Consider the following 18,054-nt stretch of genomic DNA (forward strand, 5'->3'; position numbering starts at 1 on the left):
CTCCTAACCCCTCCCGCAAGCGGGAGGGGAAGTGCTTCTAATATGCTGCGCTGCATGATAGTGGCGCCCGCATGCTGAATATCAACGGTATCACGGTGCGCCTCGGCGGGCGCACGATCCTCGACCGCGCGACGGCAACCTTGCCGCCGAAAAGCCGTGTCGGCCTGATCGGCCGCAACGGCGCGGGCAAGTCGACCCTGATGAAAGTGATGATCGGATCGATCGAGGCCGATGAGGGCGAGATCGAGATGCCGCGCAAGACGCGCATCGGCTATCTCAAGCAGGAAGCGCCGAGCGGAAAGACCACGCCGATCGAGACCGTGCTCGCCGCCGATACCGAGCGCGCGGCGCTGCTCAAGGAAGCGGAGGACTGCCACGATCCCGACCGGGTCGGCGAAATCCACGACCGCCTGATCGCGATCGACGCCTATACCGCCGAGGCGCGCGCCGCGCGTATCCTGGTCGGCCTCGGCTTCGACGAGGAAATGCAGGGCCGCCCGATCGACAGCTATTCGGGCGGCTGGAAGATGCGCGTCGCGCTCGCCGCCCTGCTTTTCTCCGAACCAGACCTGCTGCTGCTCGACGAGCCCTCGAACCATCTCGATCTCGAAGCGACCCTGTGGCTCGAGAATTTCCTCAAGGCCTATCCGGCGATGATGGTCGTCATCAGCCATGAGCGCGACCTGCTCAACAATGTGGTCGACACCATCCTCCATCTCGAGGGCGGCAAGACGGTGATGTACACCGGTGGCTATGACAGCTTCGAGCAGCAGCGTGCGGAACGCGCGGCTCAGCTCGCCGCCGCCAAGGCATCGCAGGATGCGCAGCGCGCCAAGCTGCAGGACTATATCGCCCGCAACAGCGCGCGCGCCTCGACCGCGAAACAGGCCCAGTCGCGCCAGAAGATGCTCGCCAAGATGCAGCCGATCGCGGCGATGGCGGAGGATCCGACGCTGTCCTTCGACTTCCCCAGCCCGGAAGAGCTGCGCCCACCGCTCGTCACGCTCGACATGGCCGCGGTCGGCTATACCGAGGGCAATCCGATCCTGCGCCGCCTCAACCTGCGGCTCGATCCGGACGACCGCGTCGCGCTGCTCGGCCGCAACGGCAACGGCAAGACCACGCTTGCCCGCCTGCTCGCCGCGCAGCTCACCCCGATGGAAGGCGAGATGACCGCATCGGGCAAGATGCGCGTCGGCTATTTCACCCAGTATCAGGTGGAAGAGCTCGACACGACCGATACGCCGCTCGAACATATGACGCGGATGATGAAGGGCATGTCGCCCGCCGCGGTCCGCGCGCAGCTCGGCCGGTTCGGCTTTTCGGGGCAAAAGGCGACGACCAAGGTCGGCAGCCTGTCGGGCGGCGAGCGCGCGCGCCTCGCTTTGGCGCTGATCACCCGCGACGCGCCGCACATGCTGATCCTCGACGAGCCGACCAACCATCTGGATGTCGACGCGCGCGAGGCGCTGGTCCAGGCGCTCAACGCCTATGACGGCGCTGTGGTGATCGTCAGCCATGACCGCCACATGATCGAGCTGACCGCCGACCGGCTGGTGCTGGTCGATGGCGGCGCGGCGACCGAATATAATGGCAGCATGGAGGATTATATCGCCTTCGTGCTCTCCAGCGATGGTGCGACCGGCGGCGGCGGTGCCGCCAAGGCCAAGGTCAGCAAGAAGGACGAACGCCGCGCCAATGCCGAGGCACGCGAGAAGAGCGTCGCGCTGCGCAAGCGGGCGCACGAGGCGGAGGCGCTGGTCGCCAAGCTCTCCAAGCAGCGCAGCGCGATCGACCGGGCGATGTTCGATCCCTCGACCGCCGAGCCATGGCTGTCCAGGATGAACATGAGCGAGCTGATGAAGCAGCGCGCCGATGTCGCGGCGAAGCTCGAAGCGGCCGAAGCCGTGTGGCTGGCGATCAGCGAGGAACTGGAGACGGTGGAGGCCTGACCTTCGGGCCTGATCCCGAGCCGATCCTCGAAAAATTTGGTGCGGGCGGTCGGAATCGAACCGACACTCCTTTCGGAACCGGATTTTGAGTCCGGCGCGTCTACCAGTTTCACCACGCCCGCACGATCCCGGCAAGACCGGGAGAGCGCGCAGTTAGCCGGGCGCCGCCGCGATTTCAACCCGCGCGCTGCCGCACGCTGCGCTGGTGTCGTCGCCCGACCGGACACGCCCCGCCGCGCGACAAATTCCGCCGATCTCCGCTCATTTGGCGCAAGATGAAGTTTCGTTCATCTTTCTTTCAGATAGTTGGCCTGCCCGCCCAGAGATCAGCCTGAAAATACCAAGCAACCGGCAAGTGTCCGCGCAGAAGTGCCGAGAATTATGGTCGACCGGGCGCTATCGTCGTCGCCATCAACCTTGATCTGCACACGCGCCGTGCAGGCAGTAATATGCACCGGTTTGTGTCTGTGACGAACTCGCCATCATGCGGTGCAGAACAATTGTTGTATTGCTGTTGACGCCACCCGTAATCGCGCTAATGAGCAATATATCCAGTTTGGAGGTAATTATGGCTGACGACACTTCAGATCTCAACGCAACCGAGCTCGCGACCGAGCTGACCATTGCGTGGCTTGGCAATCCCAACAACCGGGTGTCCGCCGACGAAGTGCCGGCCTTCCTCCAGAAGATGCATGCCACCGTGACCGCACTCGCAAGCAGCGCCACAGAAGACGCGGCGCCCGAAGCTGCGACTGAGCATGTGCCCGCCGTGACCGTGCGCAAGTCGCTGGCGTCGAAGGATCACATCATCTCGCTGATCGACGGCAAGCCTTACAAGACTCTGCGCCGTCATCTGTCGGGCCATGGCCTGACCCCGGACGATTACCGTTCGCGCTACGGCCTCAAGGCGGATTATCCGATGGTCGCCGAGACCTATTCGGAGGCGCGCCGCGCCATGGCCAAGAAGATCGGCCTCGGCCGCAAGCCCGGCCCGCTCAAGGCTCCGGCCACCGCGTCCGATGCGCCGGCGGCTCCCAAGGCACCGCGCGGCCGGCCGAAAAAGACCGTTTGAGTTTTACCCGACGCGCTGAAAGGGCGGGCAACCACATGGTTGCCCGCCCTTTTCGTGTCACGGCTACAGATCGCGCAGCTCGAGCTTCGCCAGCAACCGCGCCAGATGGTCGGCCACCTCCTGCACCTTTTCCGCATGCGGCAGGCCGGCTTTGGCCCGGGGCGGCGATCCGGCGACCTCGACCAGGTTGAACGCCTCATTGGGGTCGTTCGCCAGATCGTACATCTCCCATTCCTGCGCCTCGCGGCCGGACGGATCGAAATAGCGCGCGAGCTTATAGTCCTTTGTCCGGACCGCGCGGACATGGTTGGGCTGCTTCACTGACCCCGGCTTGAGCGGGACCGGCCCCTTGCCGTCCTTGCCGCAGATCACTGACTCCACCACCTCCTGATAGACCGCGAACTCCTGATAGGAGCGTTTCTCGCTGGCGTTGCGGGAGGGCGCGAGCGGCGCGGTGATCTCGTCGTCGGTGATGAACAGCACGCCTTCGCGGATGTCCCCGTCCGGCTCGACCACGGGCATGTCGACCCGCGCGCCATCGACGGCGCCGGCGATGATCGGGGACAGGTCGACCCCCGGCAGCGGCGGCACCGGGCGGCTCATTGCCAGCTGCGCGGCGATCGCCTGCCGCTCGGTCGCGTCGACGCCGGCCAGGCCCAGCACCGTCGGCAGGATGTCGATATGGCTGGTCAGCGCATCGATCTGCGCCGGCTCCGCCCCCACGACATGAGGGTTGGCCGGCGCGCTGCCGCCGGGGAACTGCACCACCACCGGCACGTGCAGCGCCTCCTGATAGGCAGCGTGCCATTTTTCGATCATCATGCCGTGCGCGGCGCCATATTCGCCGTGATCCGCCAGGAAGATGACGATGGTGTTGTCGGCCTGGCCGGACTCCTCCAGCGCCTCCAGCACCGCGTTGATCTGCACGTCGACCGCGGCATGCAGCCAGGCATAGAGCTCGAGGAACTTGTGACAATTCTCCTCGGGTCCCGGGTCCTGCGCCAGCTGGAACGGGATGCAGCTCTTCAGCGAAAAGGCGACGGCCGCCGCCATCGCATTGTCGCCCGTCGGGGCGAGGCCCGCGGCCGAGGCAGCGCCGGCCACGCCCGCGACGATGTTGAACCCGCCCTTGGACGCCAGCGCGAGCCCGACCTTGTACGCCGCCTCGTGCTGGCAGCTCGGCTTGTCGGCGAGCGATTCATTCTGGGTCGGCGAGGGCTTGGTCGAATGCCGCGGGAAATCGTCCGGATTGAGCGGGATCTGGGTGGTGCCCGCGGCGGGCGGCAAGGTCGCGGCGCCCACTTCCGGCACGGTCAGCGGCCCGAAGATCGACTGGGTGCCGCTGCGACTGTCCGCATCGGGCAGCGCCTGCGCGATCACGCCGGGATAGGTCGCGATGTCGTGCGGGTTGGCGAAGGATGCGACCGCGAACCAGGGCGGAATGTCGGCAACCACGGGCCCGCTGCTCGTCGGATCCTGCGCCAGCATCGAGGCATAGGCGCGGTTGTAATTCGCGGCGAGGCCCTGGCGGCGAATGAAGTTGCTCGCGCTCCCGGCGAATTCGGCATCGCGATAGATGCCCAGATTATTGGCCTGCGCGCCGTGCGGCTCGGGATAGGATTCCTCCCAATCGTCGAAGCCGTAGCGCCTGAGCGAATGCTCGGGCGGGTTGGAGACATGCCATTTGCCGAAATAATGCGTCGAATAGCCCGCGGCACGCATCCAGGTGCCGAGCGTCGGGATGCCGTCCGCCGCGAGCCAGGGGAAGTTCGAGGAATCGCCGTTCTTGAACAGCCCGTCGGTCTGGGTGACGCCGGTCTTCGTGCCATATTGCCCGGTATAGATCACCGCGCGGCTGGGCGTGCAGGCGCTGGCGGCGATCGTGTGATTGCGCAGCACCGCCGCATTCCGGCGCAGCCTGAGCAGGCCGGGGAAGAATTTCGCATAGGGATTGGACTGGTGAATCTCCCCCTGAAAGCCGAGGATTTCCTTCAGCGGCTCGGCGAACCCGCCACCCGCCCCATAGGAAAAGCGCGGGAAGCGATACTGGTCGCAGGTGATCAGCAGGATATTGGGCCGGGGCGGCGGAGTCGGTGCCGGCGTCGGCGTGTCCGCGATGTTGGTGCCGTTCATGCCCGCCGTTCGGTTCGCGCTGCTCGCCATGTCCCGCTCCTCGTCAACGCGGATCGTCGATGCGTCCGCAGGACGCTTCATGCCACGACATCGCGACCTCGGGATTCCGAGTCGGAGCCGAAACGGTTATGACATTTTGGCGAAGCTGAACGGCGCTGGCCTATCCATCACATATCGCGACACTTTCGCGCTCGAAACGGCACAATTCCGCGACAGGCGGGTTCCACAACATCCACGGCGCCCGGCAAAGGGGCCATGGAGTCAAAAGGAGTTCGTAATGCGTAAGATACTGATCTCGATCGCGATGGCATCTGCCACGATGGCCGCCATGCCCGCCTCCGCCCAGGCCTGGCGGGTTCAGCCCGGGGTCCAGCGGGAGATCCAGAGCGACATCAACCAGCTGCAGAACCAGATCCAGCGCGCGCAGTTGCGCCACACCATTTCGCAGCGCGAGGCCGCCGGTCTGCGCCGCGACGCGACCAGGCTGCAGCGCACCTATAACGACTATCTGCGCGGCGGCCTGAACCGCGCCGAAGTAAGCGCGCTGCAGACTCAGGTGAACCGCATTCATGTCCGCCTGCGCCTCGAGCGCCGCGACTGGGACGGCCGCCGCGGTTGAGGCCATCCGCATCACCAGCCTGGAAGGGGCGTCACCGCGGTGGCGCCCCTTTTGTCATATCGGCTTGAACAGGGCCGTGAAGGCGTCGCTGTTCTGCATCACCGTCCAGGCGGTCAGGTTGGACAACAGGTTCATCTGCACCGGAGTGCGCTGCGTCTTGAGCGTATCGTAATGCGGGAAATTCTCGGCGGTCAGCTCGAAGTCGATCCTGGCCTTCACGACGAAATCCTTGACCTCCTTGAACCAGGCTTCGGACATGCCGAGATACACCCATAGCACCGTCACGTCGCGCCCGGCCTCGATGCCGAACCAGTCGTTCGCCACCGTGACGAGCTGCTGGGTGAAGATCGGCGCCATGTTCTCGTCGCCGCCCGTGCTCTGCCACAGGCCGTCGAGCAGCGGCTGGAAATCCTCGCTCGGGAAGATCTGGTTGAACCGGCGCAAATTGCTCGTCGGCGCCCCCGACAGCGGCGCATAGGGTGGTGACGCGTTCCCATCATATTTCTGGAAGCCGAACAGGGCGGACACGCTCTCGTCGATCGCGATATTGCCGTTCGAATCCTGGGTCAGCGCATTCTCGGTGTTGATGAAGGCGATGACGGTCGACACGTCGGGATAGAACAGCATCGAGGTGACGCCGCTATTGTCGAGCGATCCGCCATCGGCGAATTCCTGCTGCGCGAACCCGCCCGAGGATGGCGGCGTGCCGGGCGACCAATAATCATAAGTCGGGATCAGCCCGCTCAGCGCATCGATCCCGCCCAGCCGGCCCTTCACCGCGTCCATGCCGCCCGTCTCGGCCGTCTCGGCCAGGTCTTCCAGCGTGGCGGCGACGTCGGCCGCCGAATAGCCATGCTCGGCCAGGCTCGCCGCGGCGCTGTCCTTGTTGGCGCGCAGCGCGGCGGCGAAGCGATGGGACGATTGTGCCATTTTGGCGAGCTCGCTCTCCAGCGACGCGGCGAAGGCGGCGCTGCTCGTGCCCACGATATCCATCAGCGACCATTGCCCGCTCTGCTGGATCGTCGCGGTCCCGTCGCTCCCGCTCGATTCATAGGTCGAGTCGAAGCTGAACGATCCGATCGCGCCGCCGCCCACCGCCAGGCCATTGCCGTCGACGCCGCCGGCCGGCGTCGGGAGGATGCCGGTCAGCACCGGGGTCGACTGCACCGGCACGAGCGCTTGCACTTGCTCGATGGGCAAGGTCACGAACATGCTCGCGACGCCTAGCAGATAGGGTCGCTGCTGTCCGGAGACCTGCGCGACCAGATAGGCTGGCACATCGGCCAGCGACGGGTTGGGCCCGGTCACCTGGCTGCCGAAGATCTGCGAATCGAGCGAGAACAGGGTGTTCGGCTGGAAATCCGACGCGACGGGAAACAGGCCATAGGGCTGGAGGAAATGCAGGCCCATCAGCGTCTGCCACAATTGGCTCGACGGCACGCCCTGGCTGCTCAGATAGACCGCCTTGGTGGCGAGATCGGGAAGCGAGAAGCCGCTCGACACCTGCCCGCCGAGCCATCCAGCCGGCGACGCGGTGATGATCCCGTCGGTAAGATTGGCGGGCTCGGTATAGCTGCCGAGGAATTGCGAATCGGAAAAGCTCGACGGCAGGAACGTGAAGGGAATGCCGACCCAGCCGCCGCCCGACACGGTCGACATCGCTAGGACCTGGCTGAACAGGCTGTCGCCCGAGGCCGTGGTCAGCGCCTCCAGCGCCTGGAGCTGCCCCATCGCCGCCCCCATCGCACGCGAGCCGCCGCCGCTGAGGCAGATGCCCACGCCGCCCGGATTGATCGGGCCTCCGGTGGCGCCGCCCGTGGACATTGCCGCCAGGACCCCGCTGGTCCGGTATACCGGCGTGACGAAGCTACCCGAAGTCTGATCGGACATGACAAATCTCCGCTGGAAATCGGCGGCAAAAAGATGCCCGGTCGCTGACTGAGTCAATCGGGCGGGATGCCAACTCGAACCGATCCGGGGAAGACTCTTTCGAGGAACTCCAACGCCTTGCCGACGCTTCGACCGCGTTGTCGCTTGGTCTCGCGAGGCTGGCACCTCTTGTAGGAGTTATGATCATATCGAAGGCGGACAAATGACCGCGAGGGCCGCGCAATCCCCCGACCTCCTCTCTTGCGATCCTATATGATCCCGTATACTTGTCCGACAATAAGACAGGGAGAGGAATATCATGAGGAAAGGCTTTGTTGCCGCGCTGCTGGCCTGCGCCTGTTTCGGGATGACGCCGGGCCTCGCCCAGTCACCCCCGCCCGCCCCCGCCGCCACGCTGACGATCCATGCCGATCAACCGGGGGCGAGGATCGACCGCCACATCTTCGGCCAGTTCGCCGAGCATCTCGGCACCGGCATCTATGGCGGCGTCTGGGTCGGCCCCAATTCGAAGATCCCCAACACCCGCGGCATGCGCAACGACGTCGTCGCCGCGCTGAAGGCGCTTCAGGTCCCCGTGGTGCGCTGGCCCGGCGGCTGCTTCGCCGACGAATATCATTGGCGCGAAGGCATCGGCCCGCGCGCGCAGCGTCCCACCAAGGTCAATACCCATTGGGGCGGCGTGACCGAGGACAATGCGTTCGGCACGCATGAATTCATGGATTTCGCCGAGCAGATCGGCTCCGAAGTCTATGTCTCGGGCAATGTCGGCAACGGCACCCCGGCAGAGATGGCCGAATGGGTCGAATATATCACCGCGCCTGCCGGCAGCCTCGCCGATCTGCGCGCGAAGAATGGCCACAAGGCGCCGTGGAAGCTCGAATGGTTCGGTCTCGGCAACGAATTATGGGGCTGCGGCGGCAATATGCGTCCCGAATATGCAGCCGACGTGACCAAACGCTACTCGACCTTCGTCAAGCTGCCCCAGGGCACGAAGACGATGAAGATCGCCAGCGGCGCGACGCACAATGCGGAGCCCTGGGCCGAATATAACTGGACCGAAGTGATGATGCGCGAGGCCGCGAACGAGATCGACGGCACCGGCGTCCATTACTACACCTTCCCCAGCCGCCGTAACCCCAAGGGATCCGCCACCGATTTCGACGAGGAATCCTGGGCCCGCGTGCTCTCCAAGACCCTGTTGATGGACACCTATCTCGACGGCCATGAGAAGATCATGGACAAATACGACCCCTCCGGGAAGAAGATCCTGGCGGTCGACGAATGGGGCACCTGGTACGATCCGACGCCGGGCAGCAATCCGGGCTTCCTGCAGCAGCAGAACACGCTGCGCGACGCGGTGGTCGCCGCGCTCAACATCAACATCTTCGCCAAGCATGCGAAGCGCGTGAAGATGGCGAACATCGCGCAGATGGTGAACGTGCTGCAGGCGATGATCCTGACCGACGGACCGAAGATGGTGCTGACCCCCACCTATCATGTGTTCGAGATGTACAAGCCGTTCCAGGACGCGACCTTCGTACCGATCGATCTCACGTCGAGCTGGTATAACAAGGATCAATGGGCGATCCCGTCAGTCAGTGCCTCGGCCGCGCGCGGCACCGACGGGCATCTCTACATTGCGCTGGTGAACGTCGATCCCAACCGCGCGGCCGCGGTTTCGGCGACGCTGGCCGGTGTCGCCGGCACCAGCGTCACCGGCCGCATCCTGACCGCGGCGACGATGCAGGCGCATAACGACTTCGCCGCGCCCGATGCGGTGAAACCGGCGGTGTTCAACGGCGCGCGGCTCGAGGGCGGCGCGCTGAACGCCACCATCCCGGCCAAGTCAGTGGTGATGCTGAAGCTCCAATGAGACGACAGGGGGCGTCATCGGGCGCCCCCTTCACCGGCGCATTCTGCGCGCGACAGGAACCCGCGCCCGGCCCGCGACCCTCGGGCCGGGATGTGCTCCTACTCGAAGGTGCGGATCAGATCCTCTTCCGAGGCGTCCATCGGATCGGGGCCGAAGCGGTTGGCCCCGACAGTGCCGCTGGTACAGAACCAGACCAGTATCACGATACTGGCGATTGCGCCCACCAGGAGCAGGATGGCGCCGACGATAGCCACCCCATCGACGCTGCCGGTCGAACCTGCCCTGACCACGAGGGCGAGACCGGCCAGATAGGGCAGGAACGACACTATCAGCCACCATCCGGTGCGGTCTACATCGTGCAGGCGGCGAACCGAGACGGCGAAGGCGGGTATCAACGTGGCGAGTACGAAGAGCGTGGAAAGCAGCCCGCCCATAAGGCCTATGGCATACATGAAGCCGTTCGGCGTCGCACCTGGCTCAAACGCGGTTTCCCCGCTCAGCCCGAGGACCGAGTCGAGAATGCCGGTCACGATCGAGGCGAGAATGACGAACAGGGTCCACATCCAATATTCCTTGCGCCGCGACCGCCCATTGAACTGAGCGTATCGCTTGAGCGGCAAAATCATCCATTCCATCAGATACATCCCCCTTTGCATGGCGCCTCGGTGCGCGGCACGAACCAGCCCTCCAAAATGCGTTCCGGCAATGCGGACGGCTACGCAACCGCACCATCCGACCCAAATGTGAACAGCGCGTTGCCGCGACTTAGTTTCGCGGCGCCTGCCGCCGGTAACTCAGCGCCTCCGCCACATGGATGCGCCCCACCCCTTCGCTCCCCGCCAGATCGGCGATGGTCCGCGCCACGCGCAGGATACGGGTATAGCCGCGCGCCGACAGCCGCATTGCCTCCGATGCCTGGGCGAGCAGCTTGCGCCCCGCCTCGTCCGGCGTCGCGACCGCCTCGAGCAGCACCCCGTCGACCTCGGCATTGGTGCGGATCGGGTGGTCGGCATAGCGCGCCGTCTGCACCGCGCGCGCCGCGGCCACGCGCGCGGCGACCTCGGTCGATCCTTCCGCCGGCGGCGGCAGCACCAGGTCGGCGGCGCTCACCGCCTGCACCTCGACATGCAGGTCGATCCGGTCGAGCAGCGGCCCCGAAACCTTGGTCTGGTAATCCGCCGCGCACCGCGGCGCGCGCGAACAGGCGAGCGACGCGTCTCCCAGATGCCCGCAGCGGCAGGGATTCATGGCAGCGATGAGCTGGACGCGCGCCGGAAAGGTCACATGCGCGTTGGCCCGCGCGACGCTCACCGTGCCGGTCTCCAGCGGCTGGCGCAGCGAATCGAGCACCGCACGCTGGAATTCCGGCAATTCGTCGAGGAACAGCACGCCGAGATGCGCGAGGCTGACTTCCCCCGGCTTCACCTTCAGCCCGCCGCCGACCAGCGCCGCCATCGAGGCCGAATGATGCGGCGCGCGGAACGGCCGCGTGCGGGTCAGCCGCCCGCCGCTGAGCGTGCCGGCCACGCTCGCCACCATCGACACCTCCAGCGCCTCGGCCGCATCGAGCGGCGGCAATATGCCCGGCAGGCACGCCGCCATCAACGATTTGCCCGCGCCCGGCGGCCCGACCATCACCATGTTATGGCCACCCGCCGCCGCGATCTCCAGCGCGCGCTTGGCGGTCTCCTGCCCCTTCACCTGCGCGAGATCGGGGCCGAACCCGGTTTCCTCGACCTCGCCGGGCTGTGGCGGGGAGAGCAGGCCATGTCCCTTGAAGTGGTTGAGCAGCGCCAGCACGTCGGGCGCCGCCAGCACCTGCACCCCCGCCGCCCAGGCCGCTTCCGGTCCCTGCGCCGCCGGGCAGACCAGCCCCTTGCCGATCTCCGACGCGTGCAGCGCCGCGAGCAGCACGCCCGGCGAGGGCGCGATCCGGCCGTCCAGGCTCAGTTCGCCGACCACGACATAATCCGCCAGGGTCTCGGCATCGACCACGCCCATCGCGCCGAGCAGCGCGAGCGCGATCGGCAGGTCGAAATGCGATCCCTCCTTGGGCAGGTCGGCCGGCGACAGGTTCACAACGATGCGCTTGGGCGGCAGCGACAGGCCCATCGCCGCGATGGCGCCGCGCACCCGCTCACGGCTCTCCGCCACCGCCTTGTCGGCTAGCCCGACGACATTGAAAGCGGGCAGGCCGGGGATCAGCTGGACCTGCACTTCGACGGCGCGCGCCTCGAGCCCGAGATACGCCACCGTCGATACGCTCGCGACCATATTGCCCCCGACTCCCCCCGAAGAGCGTTGGTCATACGCAATTTTGTCCGGGAAAGAACCGGTCGTGGCCAGGAATAGTGTCTTGTTAAACCAACACACCGCACCCACATCGCGTCCCATGCGCGCTTCACGTCACCCGACGATCCGCTTCGGCCTGTTCTGGCTGGGCGTCCTGCTGGTCATCGCGACGCCTCTGGTCGGCGTCATCCCCGGCCCCGGCGGCGTGTTCGTCTTCGCGGGCGGGCTGGCGCTGATGCTCCAGAACTCGCATTGGGCGAAACGCCAGTTCGTCCATGGCAAGCGCCGCTGGCCCAGGCTCGGCCATTATGCCGATATGGGCCTGCGCCGCGCGAGCGCGCGCCGGCGCCGCGAGCGGGACGGAATTAAGGTCTCGAGCGCCGGGACGATCGAAGCCGGCAGCCTTCTGGCCGACGGGCACCCCGTCGGCGTCACGCTGTGGCTCGGATCGATCTTGAGCCGCATGAAGTTCTGGCGCCGTCCGCCCACTGTCGGCGAGACGCGGAAACGTTGACTAAGCCGCACTCTTTGCCTAAGGGCACCCGCTACGAGGCCGTCCGCGTGGCGGCCCTTTTCTATTCAGACGACCAGGGAATGAACGATGAAGCGGACCTTTCAGCCGAGCAATCTGGTGCGCGCGCGCCGGCACGGTTTCCGGTCGCGGATGGCGACTCCGGGCGGCCGCAACGTGATTCGCGCTCGCCGCAATCGCGGCCGCAAGAAGCTGTCGGCCTGACCACCCTTCGCATCCGCCGCGATTTTCTCGCGGCGAATGCGGGAAAACGCGCGCCGATGCCGGGCTTTGTCCTGCTGGTGCGCGATCGTGCCGACGGCGATCCGTCGATGCGAATCGGGTACACCGTCACCAAAAAGATCGGCAATGCGGTCGTGCGCAACCGCATGAAGCGGCGCCTGCGCGCGCTCGCTCGCGATCTGCTGCCCGAATCGGGCATTCGCGGCGCGGACCATGTGCTGATCGGGCGGAACGGCGGTATCGACCGCGACTTCGCCCAGTTGCGGGCGGATCTCGCCAAGGCGCTGACCAAGGTGGCGCGGTGACCGGCCCCACCCCAGCCGTCATGCTGAACTTGTTTCAGCATCCAGGCGCGGCCACTCGCCTCAGGAGCGTCGCCCAGGGTTCAGATGACCGCGCCTGGACCCTGAAACAAGTTCAGGGTGACGAAGAAGAAGGCGGGCAACCATGCTGACCCGCCTCCTCATCGCTCTGGTCCGCTTCTGGCAACTCGGCCCATCCGTCATCCTGCCGCCGAGCTGCCGCTACCAGCCCAGCTGTTCCGCCTATGCAATCACTGCCCTTCGCCGCTATGGCGCGCTGAAGGGCGGGTGGCTGGCGGCAAAGCGGATCGGACGGTGCCATCCCTGGGGCGGGTTCGGTCACGATCCGGTTCCCTGAATCAATGCCTCACCAGACGCCCATCATGAGCGGGACATCACTCACGTGAATAACGACAACAAGAATTTCATCCTGTTCGCGGTGTTCGCCGCGCTGATCCTTTTCGGCTGGCCGATCGTGACGTCGAAATTCTTCCCGGCGGCCAACCCGCCCGTGACGAAGATCGAGAAGGGCAAGGCGACCGTCGTCGCGAATCCCGGCGCAAGCCCGGTGGCAAACAGCAGCGCCGCGACGCGCGACCGCAGGGTCGTGCTGGCGGAATCGCCGCGCGTGCTGGTCGAAACCCCGGAACTGAAAGGGTCGATCAACCTGAAGGGCGCGCGAATCGACGATCTGGTGCTGGTCAAGTACAAGGAAACGATCGACAAGAACTCCCCGCCGATCCGGCTCCTGTCGCCGTCCGGAACCAAGGATGCCTATTTCGCGGGCTTCGGCTGGACGGGCGATGGCGTCGCCGTGCCCGGTGCCGATACCGTCTTCACTGCCAGCGCGCCGACCCTGAGCCCGGGCAAGCCGGTGACGCTCAGCTGGACCAACCCGACCGGTCAGACCTTCGTGATCCGCGTCGCGGTCGACGAGAAGTTCATGTTCACCACCGATCAGTCGGTCATGAACGCTGGCGCTGGTGCCGTGAAGGTCGCGCCCTACGCCTTGGTATCGCGCGCCGGCCCGGGTGCTGATGTGGATACCTGGACCAACCATATCGGGCCGATCGGCACCTTCGGCAACGGCACGACCTACGACATCACCTACGACAATCTGCACGGCAAGGAGCCAGGCTTCTTCGGCAAGATCTTTGGCAATAGCGGCCGCCCGGGCGACAATTATTTCGACACCACGGGCGGCTGGGCCGGCTTCGGCGACAAATATTGGCTGGCGGCGCTGATCCCCGATCAGAAGGCGTCGGTGCATTCCGGCTTCCGCGCTGCGACCCCCGGCACCAATTTCCAGGCCGATGTGTCGCGCGCGCCGGCGATCATCCCGCCCGGTTCGCAGATGAACACGACCACTCATCTGTTCACGGGTGCGAAGGAAGTGAACACGCTCGATCGTTATGAGGACAACCTCAAGATCCGCCATCTCGGCAAGGCGATCGACTGGGGCTGGTTCGAAATCGTCGAAAAGCCGATCTTCAAATATCTCGACTGGCTGTTCCGCATGGTCGGCAATTTCGGCCTGGCGATCATCCTGCTGACGGTCACCATCCGGGGCCTGATGTTCCCGATCGCCCAGCGCCAGTTCGCCTCCATGGCCAATATGCGCGCGATCCAGCCCAGGATGAAGGCGCTGCAGGAGAAGCACAAGGACGACAAGACGCGCCAGCAGCAGGAGATCATGGCGCTGTACAAGGCGGAGAAGGTCAATCCGCTCGCGGGCTGCCTGCCGACCTTCCTGCAGATCCCGATCTTCTACGCGCTGTACAAGGTGCTGCTGCTCACGATCGAAATGCGCCACCAGCCTTTCGTGCTGTGGATCAAGGATCTGTCGGCGCCCGATCCGGCGACCATCCTCAACCTGTTCGGCTATCTGCCCTTCACCGTGCCGCATTTCCTGGCGATCGGCGTGATCCCGGTGCTGCTCGGCATCTCGATGTATTTCCAGTTCAAGCTGAACCCGGCCCCGATGGACGAAGCGCAGAAGCAGGTTTTCGCGCTGATGCCCTGGGTGCTGATGTTCGTGATGGCGCCGTTCGCGGTCGGCCTGCAGATCTACTGGATCACGTCCAACACCCTCACCATCCTCCAGCAGCGCCTGCTCTATGCGCGGCATCCGGGGATGAAAGAGGCGATCGCGAAATGACCCATGGCTGATCCCTTCACTCCCGAAATGATCGAGGCCGCGCGAAAGACCTTCGCCGGCCCGGTCGCCTTCCTGAAATCGGCGCCGAAGCTGGAATTCCTGCCGGACGCGACCGTACCCGAGGTCGCCTTCGCGGGCCGCTCCAACGTGGGCAAGTCGTCACTGCTCAACGCGCTGACCGGCCGCAACGCGCTCGCCCGCACGTCGAACACGCCTGGCCGCACCCAGGAGCTCAACTTCTTCGACGTGGGCGATCCCCTCGCCTTCCGGCTGGTCGACATGCCCGGTTACGGCTTCGCCAAGGCGCCCAAGGACGTCGTCAAGAAATGGCGCTTCCTGGTGAACGACTTCCTGCGCGGTCGGCAGGAACTGAAGCGCGCGCTGGTGCTGATCGACGCCCGCCACGGCATCAAGGACGTTGACCGCGAGATCCTCGAGATGCTCGACAAGGCCGCGGTCAGCTATCGCATCGTCCTGACCAAGGCCGACAAGATCAAGCCGAGCGAGCTCGCCGAGGTCGCCGCGCAGACCGCCGAGGAAGTGCGCAAGCGCCCCGCCGCGCATCCGGATATCCTGGAGACGTCGAGCGAGACCGGCCTCGGCATTCCCGAGCTGCGTGCTGCGGTAATCGAAGCGATCGGCTAGAATCCCCCTCGCGTCGAGGCAACTTCCGTTGCATATCGCTACCCATAAAATTGGGAGAGACGCGATGACCATCACCACCGGCCTGCAGATCAGCTCGCTGATCACCCCCGAAGGCGAGCTGCGCCTGACGCTGGACGATGTCGCGATTCCTGCGCCGGCCGCCGACCAGATCGTCGTGCGTATGGAGGCAGCGCCGCTCAACCCGTCCGATCTCGGCCTGCTGCTTGGCCCGGCTGACCTCTCGACGATCGCGGCCGGCGGCACCGCCGACCGCCCGGTCGTCACCGCGTCGGTCAACCCGGCTTTTCTCCCGTCGCTCCAGGCGCGAATCGGCGAACCGATGGCGGTCGGCAATGAAGGCGCCGGCGTGGTGGTCGATGCCGGCGACGATGCCAAACACCTGATCGGCCGCACCGTCGCGGTGCTCGGCGGGTCGATGTATTCGCAATATCGCGTGATGCGTGCCGCCGAGGCGCTTGTCCTGCCCGAAGGCACCGCCGCGGCCCAGGGCGCCTCCTGCTTCGTCAACCCGCTGACCGCGCTCGCCATGGTCGAGACGATGCGGGCCGAGGGTCATACCGCGCTGGTCCACACTGCCGCTGCCTCCAATCTCGGCCAGATGCTCAACCGCATCTGCATCGCCGATGGCGTGCCGCTGGTGAACATCGTCCGCAGCCAAGCCCAGGCGAAGATCCTGACCGATATCGGCGCCAAATATGTCGTCGACAGCACCGCGTCCGATTTCCGCAACCAGCTGATCGAGGCACTGATGGAGACCGGCGCGACACTTGGCTTCGATGCCGTCGGCGGCGGCCCGCTGGCTGGGCAGATCATCGGCGCGATGGAGGCCGCCGCGACGCGGAAAATGACGTCCTACAGCCGCTACGGTTCGACCACCCACAAGCAGGTTTATATCTACGGCATCCTCGATACCCGCCCGACCGAGATCGGCCGCAACACCGGCATGGCCTGGGGCGTGGGCGGTTTCCTGCTCACCTATTTCCTGATGAAGGCCGGGCCGGAAACCGGCCAGCGCATGCGCGCGCGCGTCGCCGCCGAGCTGACCACCACCTTCTGCAGCACCTACACCGCGGAAATCTCGCTGGCCGAAGCGCTGCAGCCGGAAACGATCGCCGCCTACGCGCGCAAGGCCACCGGCGAGAAGTTCCTGATCAATCCGAACAAGGGCCTCTGACACCGCGCCGGGCGCAGGAGTTGCCGCCCGCGCCCGGCCCGTCTATCCACCCCCGCATGCTCAAGCTCATCATCGGCAACAAGGCCTATTCCTCCTGGTCGCTGCGCGGCTGGCTCGCCTGCAAGCAGTCTGGCCTTCCCTTCGAGGAAGTGGTCGTGCCGCTCTACGACGCCGACTGGGACAAGCGCCGTGAGGGCGACGAGTTCGCGCCCTCCTCGGGCAAGGTGCCAATCCTGTGGGACGGCGACGCCGTGGTGTGGGACAGCCTGGCCATCATCGAATATCTCGCCGAAAAGACCGAGCGTGCTAAATTCTGGCCGGAGGACGACACTGCCCGCGCCATGGCCCGCTCGATGGCCGCCGAGATGCATTCGAGCTTCACGGCGCTGCGCCGCAAGCACAGCATGAATATCCGCCAGGTCTTCCCGCCCAAGCGCCCCGACGACGATGTGCTGGCCGATATCGGGCGCATCATGGAACTCTGGGCCCAGGCCCGCGCCCGCTTCGGCGGCACCGGCAAGTTCCTGTTCGGCGAGTTCGGCGCGGTCGACATGATGTACGCGCCGGTCGTCACCCGCATCGTCACCTACGGCCTGCCGATCGCCCGCTTCGCCACCGGCTATATGGATGCGGTGCTGCAGCACCCCTTCATGCAGGACTGGATCGCCGGCGCGCAGGAAGAGGAATGGGTGATCGAGCAGTTCGAGCAGCCGGCCTCGGCCTAGGCGACGTCGCCCGGCGCAGGCCGGCCCAGGATCAAAACGCCGACGATCGATTCAACTGCGTCGCGAACCGGTGCATCACGCGCGGCGCGCGGACCAGCACGCTCTTTCCCATGATGGTCGAAACGCCGCGCTTCGCCCGTCCCCGCCACCGTCAACATCGGCCCTGTTACCGGCGCGGCTTTCCCTGTTCCGTGCTGGAGTGACCCCCTTTAGTGAGACACGTTAATTAGAGAGAGCTCGGTTGCTTGTTTGAAGGGCTGCTGCGCAGCAGCCCTTCGCATGGTTTCCTCATACTCGTCGGGCGACCTGTAGGCCAAGGCGGAGTGCAGGCGCTGGCGATTGTAGACCTGCTCGATGAAGGTCCCGATCCGCTCGCGTGCGTCGGCGAGGTCGCGATAGCCGGTACCGTCGACCTCCTCCTGCTTCAGGGTCTTCATGAAGCTC

The 18,054-nt window shown here is 65.6% G+C and carries 17 protein-coding genes and 1 tRNA gene; 12 read left to right on the plus strand and 6 right to left on the minus strand.

The genetic code is table 11. From position 1 onward, the window contains the following. The first annotated feature begins 71 nt into the window (after positions 1 to 71). A complete protein-coding gene (locus tag AC1DX5_RS20255; protein WP_465175950.1) occupies positions 72 to 1,952 on the plus strand; it encodes an ABC-F family ATP-binding cassette domain-containing protein in 1,881 nt (626 codons plus the stop codon). Between the two features lie 37 nt (positions 1,953 to 1,989). On the opposite strand, the gene AC1DX5_RS20260 is transcribed toward AC1DX5_RS20255, so the two are convergent. After that, a tRNA-Leu gene (locus tag AC1DX5_RS20260) sits at positions 1,990 to 2,074 on the minus strand. Positions 2,075 to 2,520: 446 nt separating this feature from the next. Here AC1DX5_RS20260 and AC1DX5_RS20265 point away from each other — a divergent pair. Beyond that, positions 2,521 to 3,024, plus strand: a complete 504-nt coding sequence (locus AC1DX5_RS20265) for a Ros/MucR family transcriptional regulator (RefSeq protein WP_465172223.1) — start codon at positions 2,521 to 2,523, stop codon at positions 3,022 to 3,024. A gap of 63 nt (positions 3,025 to 3,087) precedes the next feature. Here AC1DX5_RS20265 and AC1DX5_RS20270 read toward each other — a convergent pair whose 3' ends face one another. Beyond that, positions 3,088 to 5,187: a sulfatase-like hydrolase/transferase gene (locus AC1DX5_RS20270; protein ID WP_478017069.1), complete on the minus strand. Its 2,100-nt coding sequence runs from the start codon at positions 5,185 to 5,187 to the stop codon at positions 3,088 to 3,090. 247 nt (positions 5,188 to 5,434) lie between these two features. Here AC1DX5_RS20270 and AC1DX5_RS20275 point away from each other — a divergent pair, with 247 nt between their 5' ends. Beyond that, positions 5,435 to 5,776: a hypothetical protein gene (locus AC1DX5_RS20275; protein ID WP_465172221.1), complete on the plus strand. Its 342-nt coding sequence runs from the start codon at positions 5,435 to 5,437 to the stop codon at positions 5,774 to 5,776. A 54-nt stretch (positions 5,777 to 5,830) separates the two neighbouring features. On the opposite strand, the gene AC1DX5_RS20280 is transcribed toward AC1DX5_RS20275, so the two are convergent. Continuing rightward, the gene (locus AC1DX5_RS20280; RefSeq protein ID WP_478017070.1) at positions 5,831 to 7,666 is read right to left on the minus strand and encodes a hypothetical protein; all 1,836 of its coding nucleotides are present in this window, start codon (positions 7,664 to 7,666) and stop codon (positions 5,831 to 5,833) included. Positions 7,667 to 7,964: 298 nt separating this feature from the next. On the opposite strand from AC1DX5_RS20280, the gene AC1DX5_RS20285 reads away from it, so the two are divergent. Then, positions 7,965 to 9,539: an alpha-N-arabinofuranosidase gene (locus AC1DX5_RS20285; protein ID WP_478017071.1), complete on the plus strand. Its 1,575-nt coding sequence runs from the start codon at positions 7,965 to 7,967 to the stop codon at positions 9,537 to 9,539. A 98-nt stretch (positions 9,540 to 9,637) separates the two neighbouring features. Here the strand turns inward: AC1DX5_RS20285 and AC1DX5_RS20290 are convergent, their stop codons facing one another. Both AC1DX5_RS20290 and AC1DX5_RS20295 read right to left on the minus strand, forming a co-directional pair. Beyond that, the gene (locus AC1DX5_RS20290; RefSeq protein ID WP_478017072.1) at positions 9,638 to 10,174 is read right to left on the minus strand and encodes a DUF805 domain-containing protein; all 537 of its coding nucleotides are present in this window, start codon (positions 10,172 to 10,174) and stop codon (positions 9,638 to 9,640) included. A 130-nt stretch (positions 10,175 to 10,304) separates the two neighbouring features. After that, positions 10,305 to 11,813 carry a YifB family Mg chelatase-like AAA ATPase gene (locus tag AC1DX5_RS20295; RefSeq protein ID WP_465172217.1) on the minus strand — a complete coding sequence of 503 codons (1,509 nt, stop codon included), beginning with the start codon at positions 11,811 to 11,813 and terminating at the stop codon, positions 10,305 to 10,307. A 118-nt stretch (positions 11,814 to 11,931) separates the two neighbouring features. Between AC1DX5_RS20295 and AC1DX5_RS20300 the strand changes: the two genes are divergently transcribed. From AC1DX5_RS20300 to AC1DX5_RS20335, 8 genes are all read left to right on the plus strand, one after another. Further along, the gene (locus AC1DX5_RS20300) at positions 11,932 to 12,345 is read left to right on the plus strand and encodes a hypothetical protein (protein WP_478017074.1); all 414 of its coding nucleotides are present in this window, start codon (positions 11,932 to 11,934) and stop codon (positions 12,343 to 12,345) included. 87 nt (positions 12,346 to 12,432) lie between these two features. Beyond that, positions 12,433 to 12,567, plus strand: a complete 135-nt coding sequence (rpmH, locus tag AC1DX5_RS20305) for a 50S ribosomal protein L34 (protein ID WP_010162954.1) — start codon at positions 12,433 to 12,435, stop codon at positions 12,565 to 12,567. 11 nt (positions 12,568 to 12,578) lie between these two features. Continuing rightward, positions 12,579 to 12,890, plus strand: coding sequence for a ribonuclease P protein component (rnpA, locus tag AC1DX5_RS20310; protein WP_478017085.1), 312 nt, complete (start codon positions 12,579 to 12,581; stop codon positions 12,888 to 12,890). Positions 12,891 to 13,032: 142 nt separating this feature from the next. Continuing rightward, entirely contained in the window at positions 13,033 to 13,245 is a 213-nt protein-coding gene (gene yidD, locus AC1DX5_RS20315) for a membrane protein insertion efficiency factor YidD (protein WP_477044474.1), read from the plus strand. A gap of 45 nt (positions 13,246 to 13,290) precedes the next feature. After that, positions 13,291 to 15,045, plus strand: coding sequence for a membrane protein insertase YidC (gene yidC, locus AC1DX5_RS20320; RefSeq protein ID WP_465172214.1), 1,755 nt, complete (start codon positions 13,291 to 13,293; stop codon positions 15,043 to 15,045). 3 nt (positions 15,046 to 15,048) lie between these two features. Beyond that, positions 15,049 to 15,690 carry a ribosome biogenesis GTP-binding protein YihA/YsxC gene (gene yihA, locus AC1DX5_RS20325; protein ID WP_465172213.1) on the plus strand — a complete coding sequence of 214 codons (642 nt, stop codon included), beginning with the start codon at positions 15,049 to 15,051 and terminating at the stop codon, positions 15,688 to 15,690. A 64-nt stretch (positions 15,691 to 15,754) separates the two neighbouring features. Next, complete coding sequence (locus AC1DX5_RS20330) at positions 15,755 to 16,885, plus strand: zinc-binding dehydrogenase (protein WP_478017075.1); 1,131 nt, start codon at positions 15,755 to 15,757, stop codon at positions 16,883 to 16,885. Between the two features lie 56 nt (positions 16,886 to 16,941). After that, positions 16,942 to 17,610, plus strand: a complete 669-nt coding sequence (locus AC1DX5_RS20335; protein ID WP_465172211.1) for a glutathione S-transferase family protein — start codon at positions 16,942 to 16,944, stop codon at positions 17,608 to 17,610. A gap of 209 nt (positions 17,611 to 17,819) precedes the next feature. Here AC1DX5_RS20335 and AC1DX5_RS20340 read toward each other — a convergent pair. Continuing rightward, on the minus strand, positions 17,820 to 18,054 hold a 235-nt coding region (locus AC1DX5_RS20340), incomplete at its 5' end, for an integrase core domain-containing protein (RefSeq protein WP_478017076.1).

This window comes from Sphingomonas sp. P2_B6 (assembly GCF_056404755.1).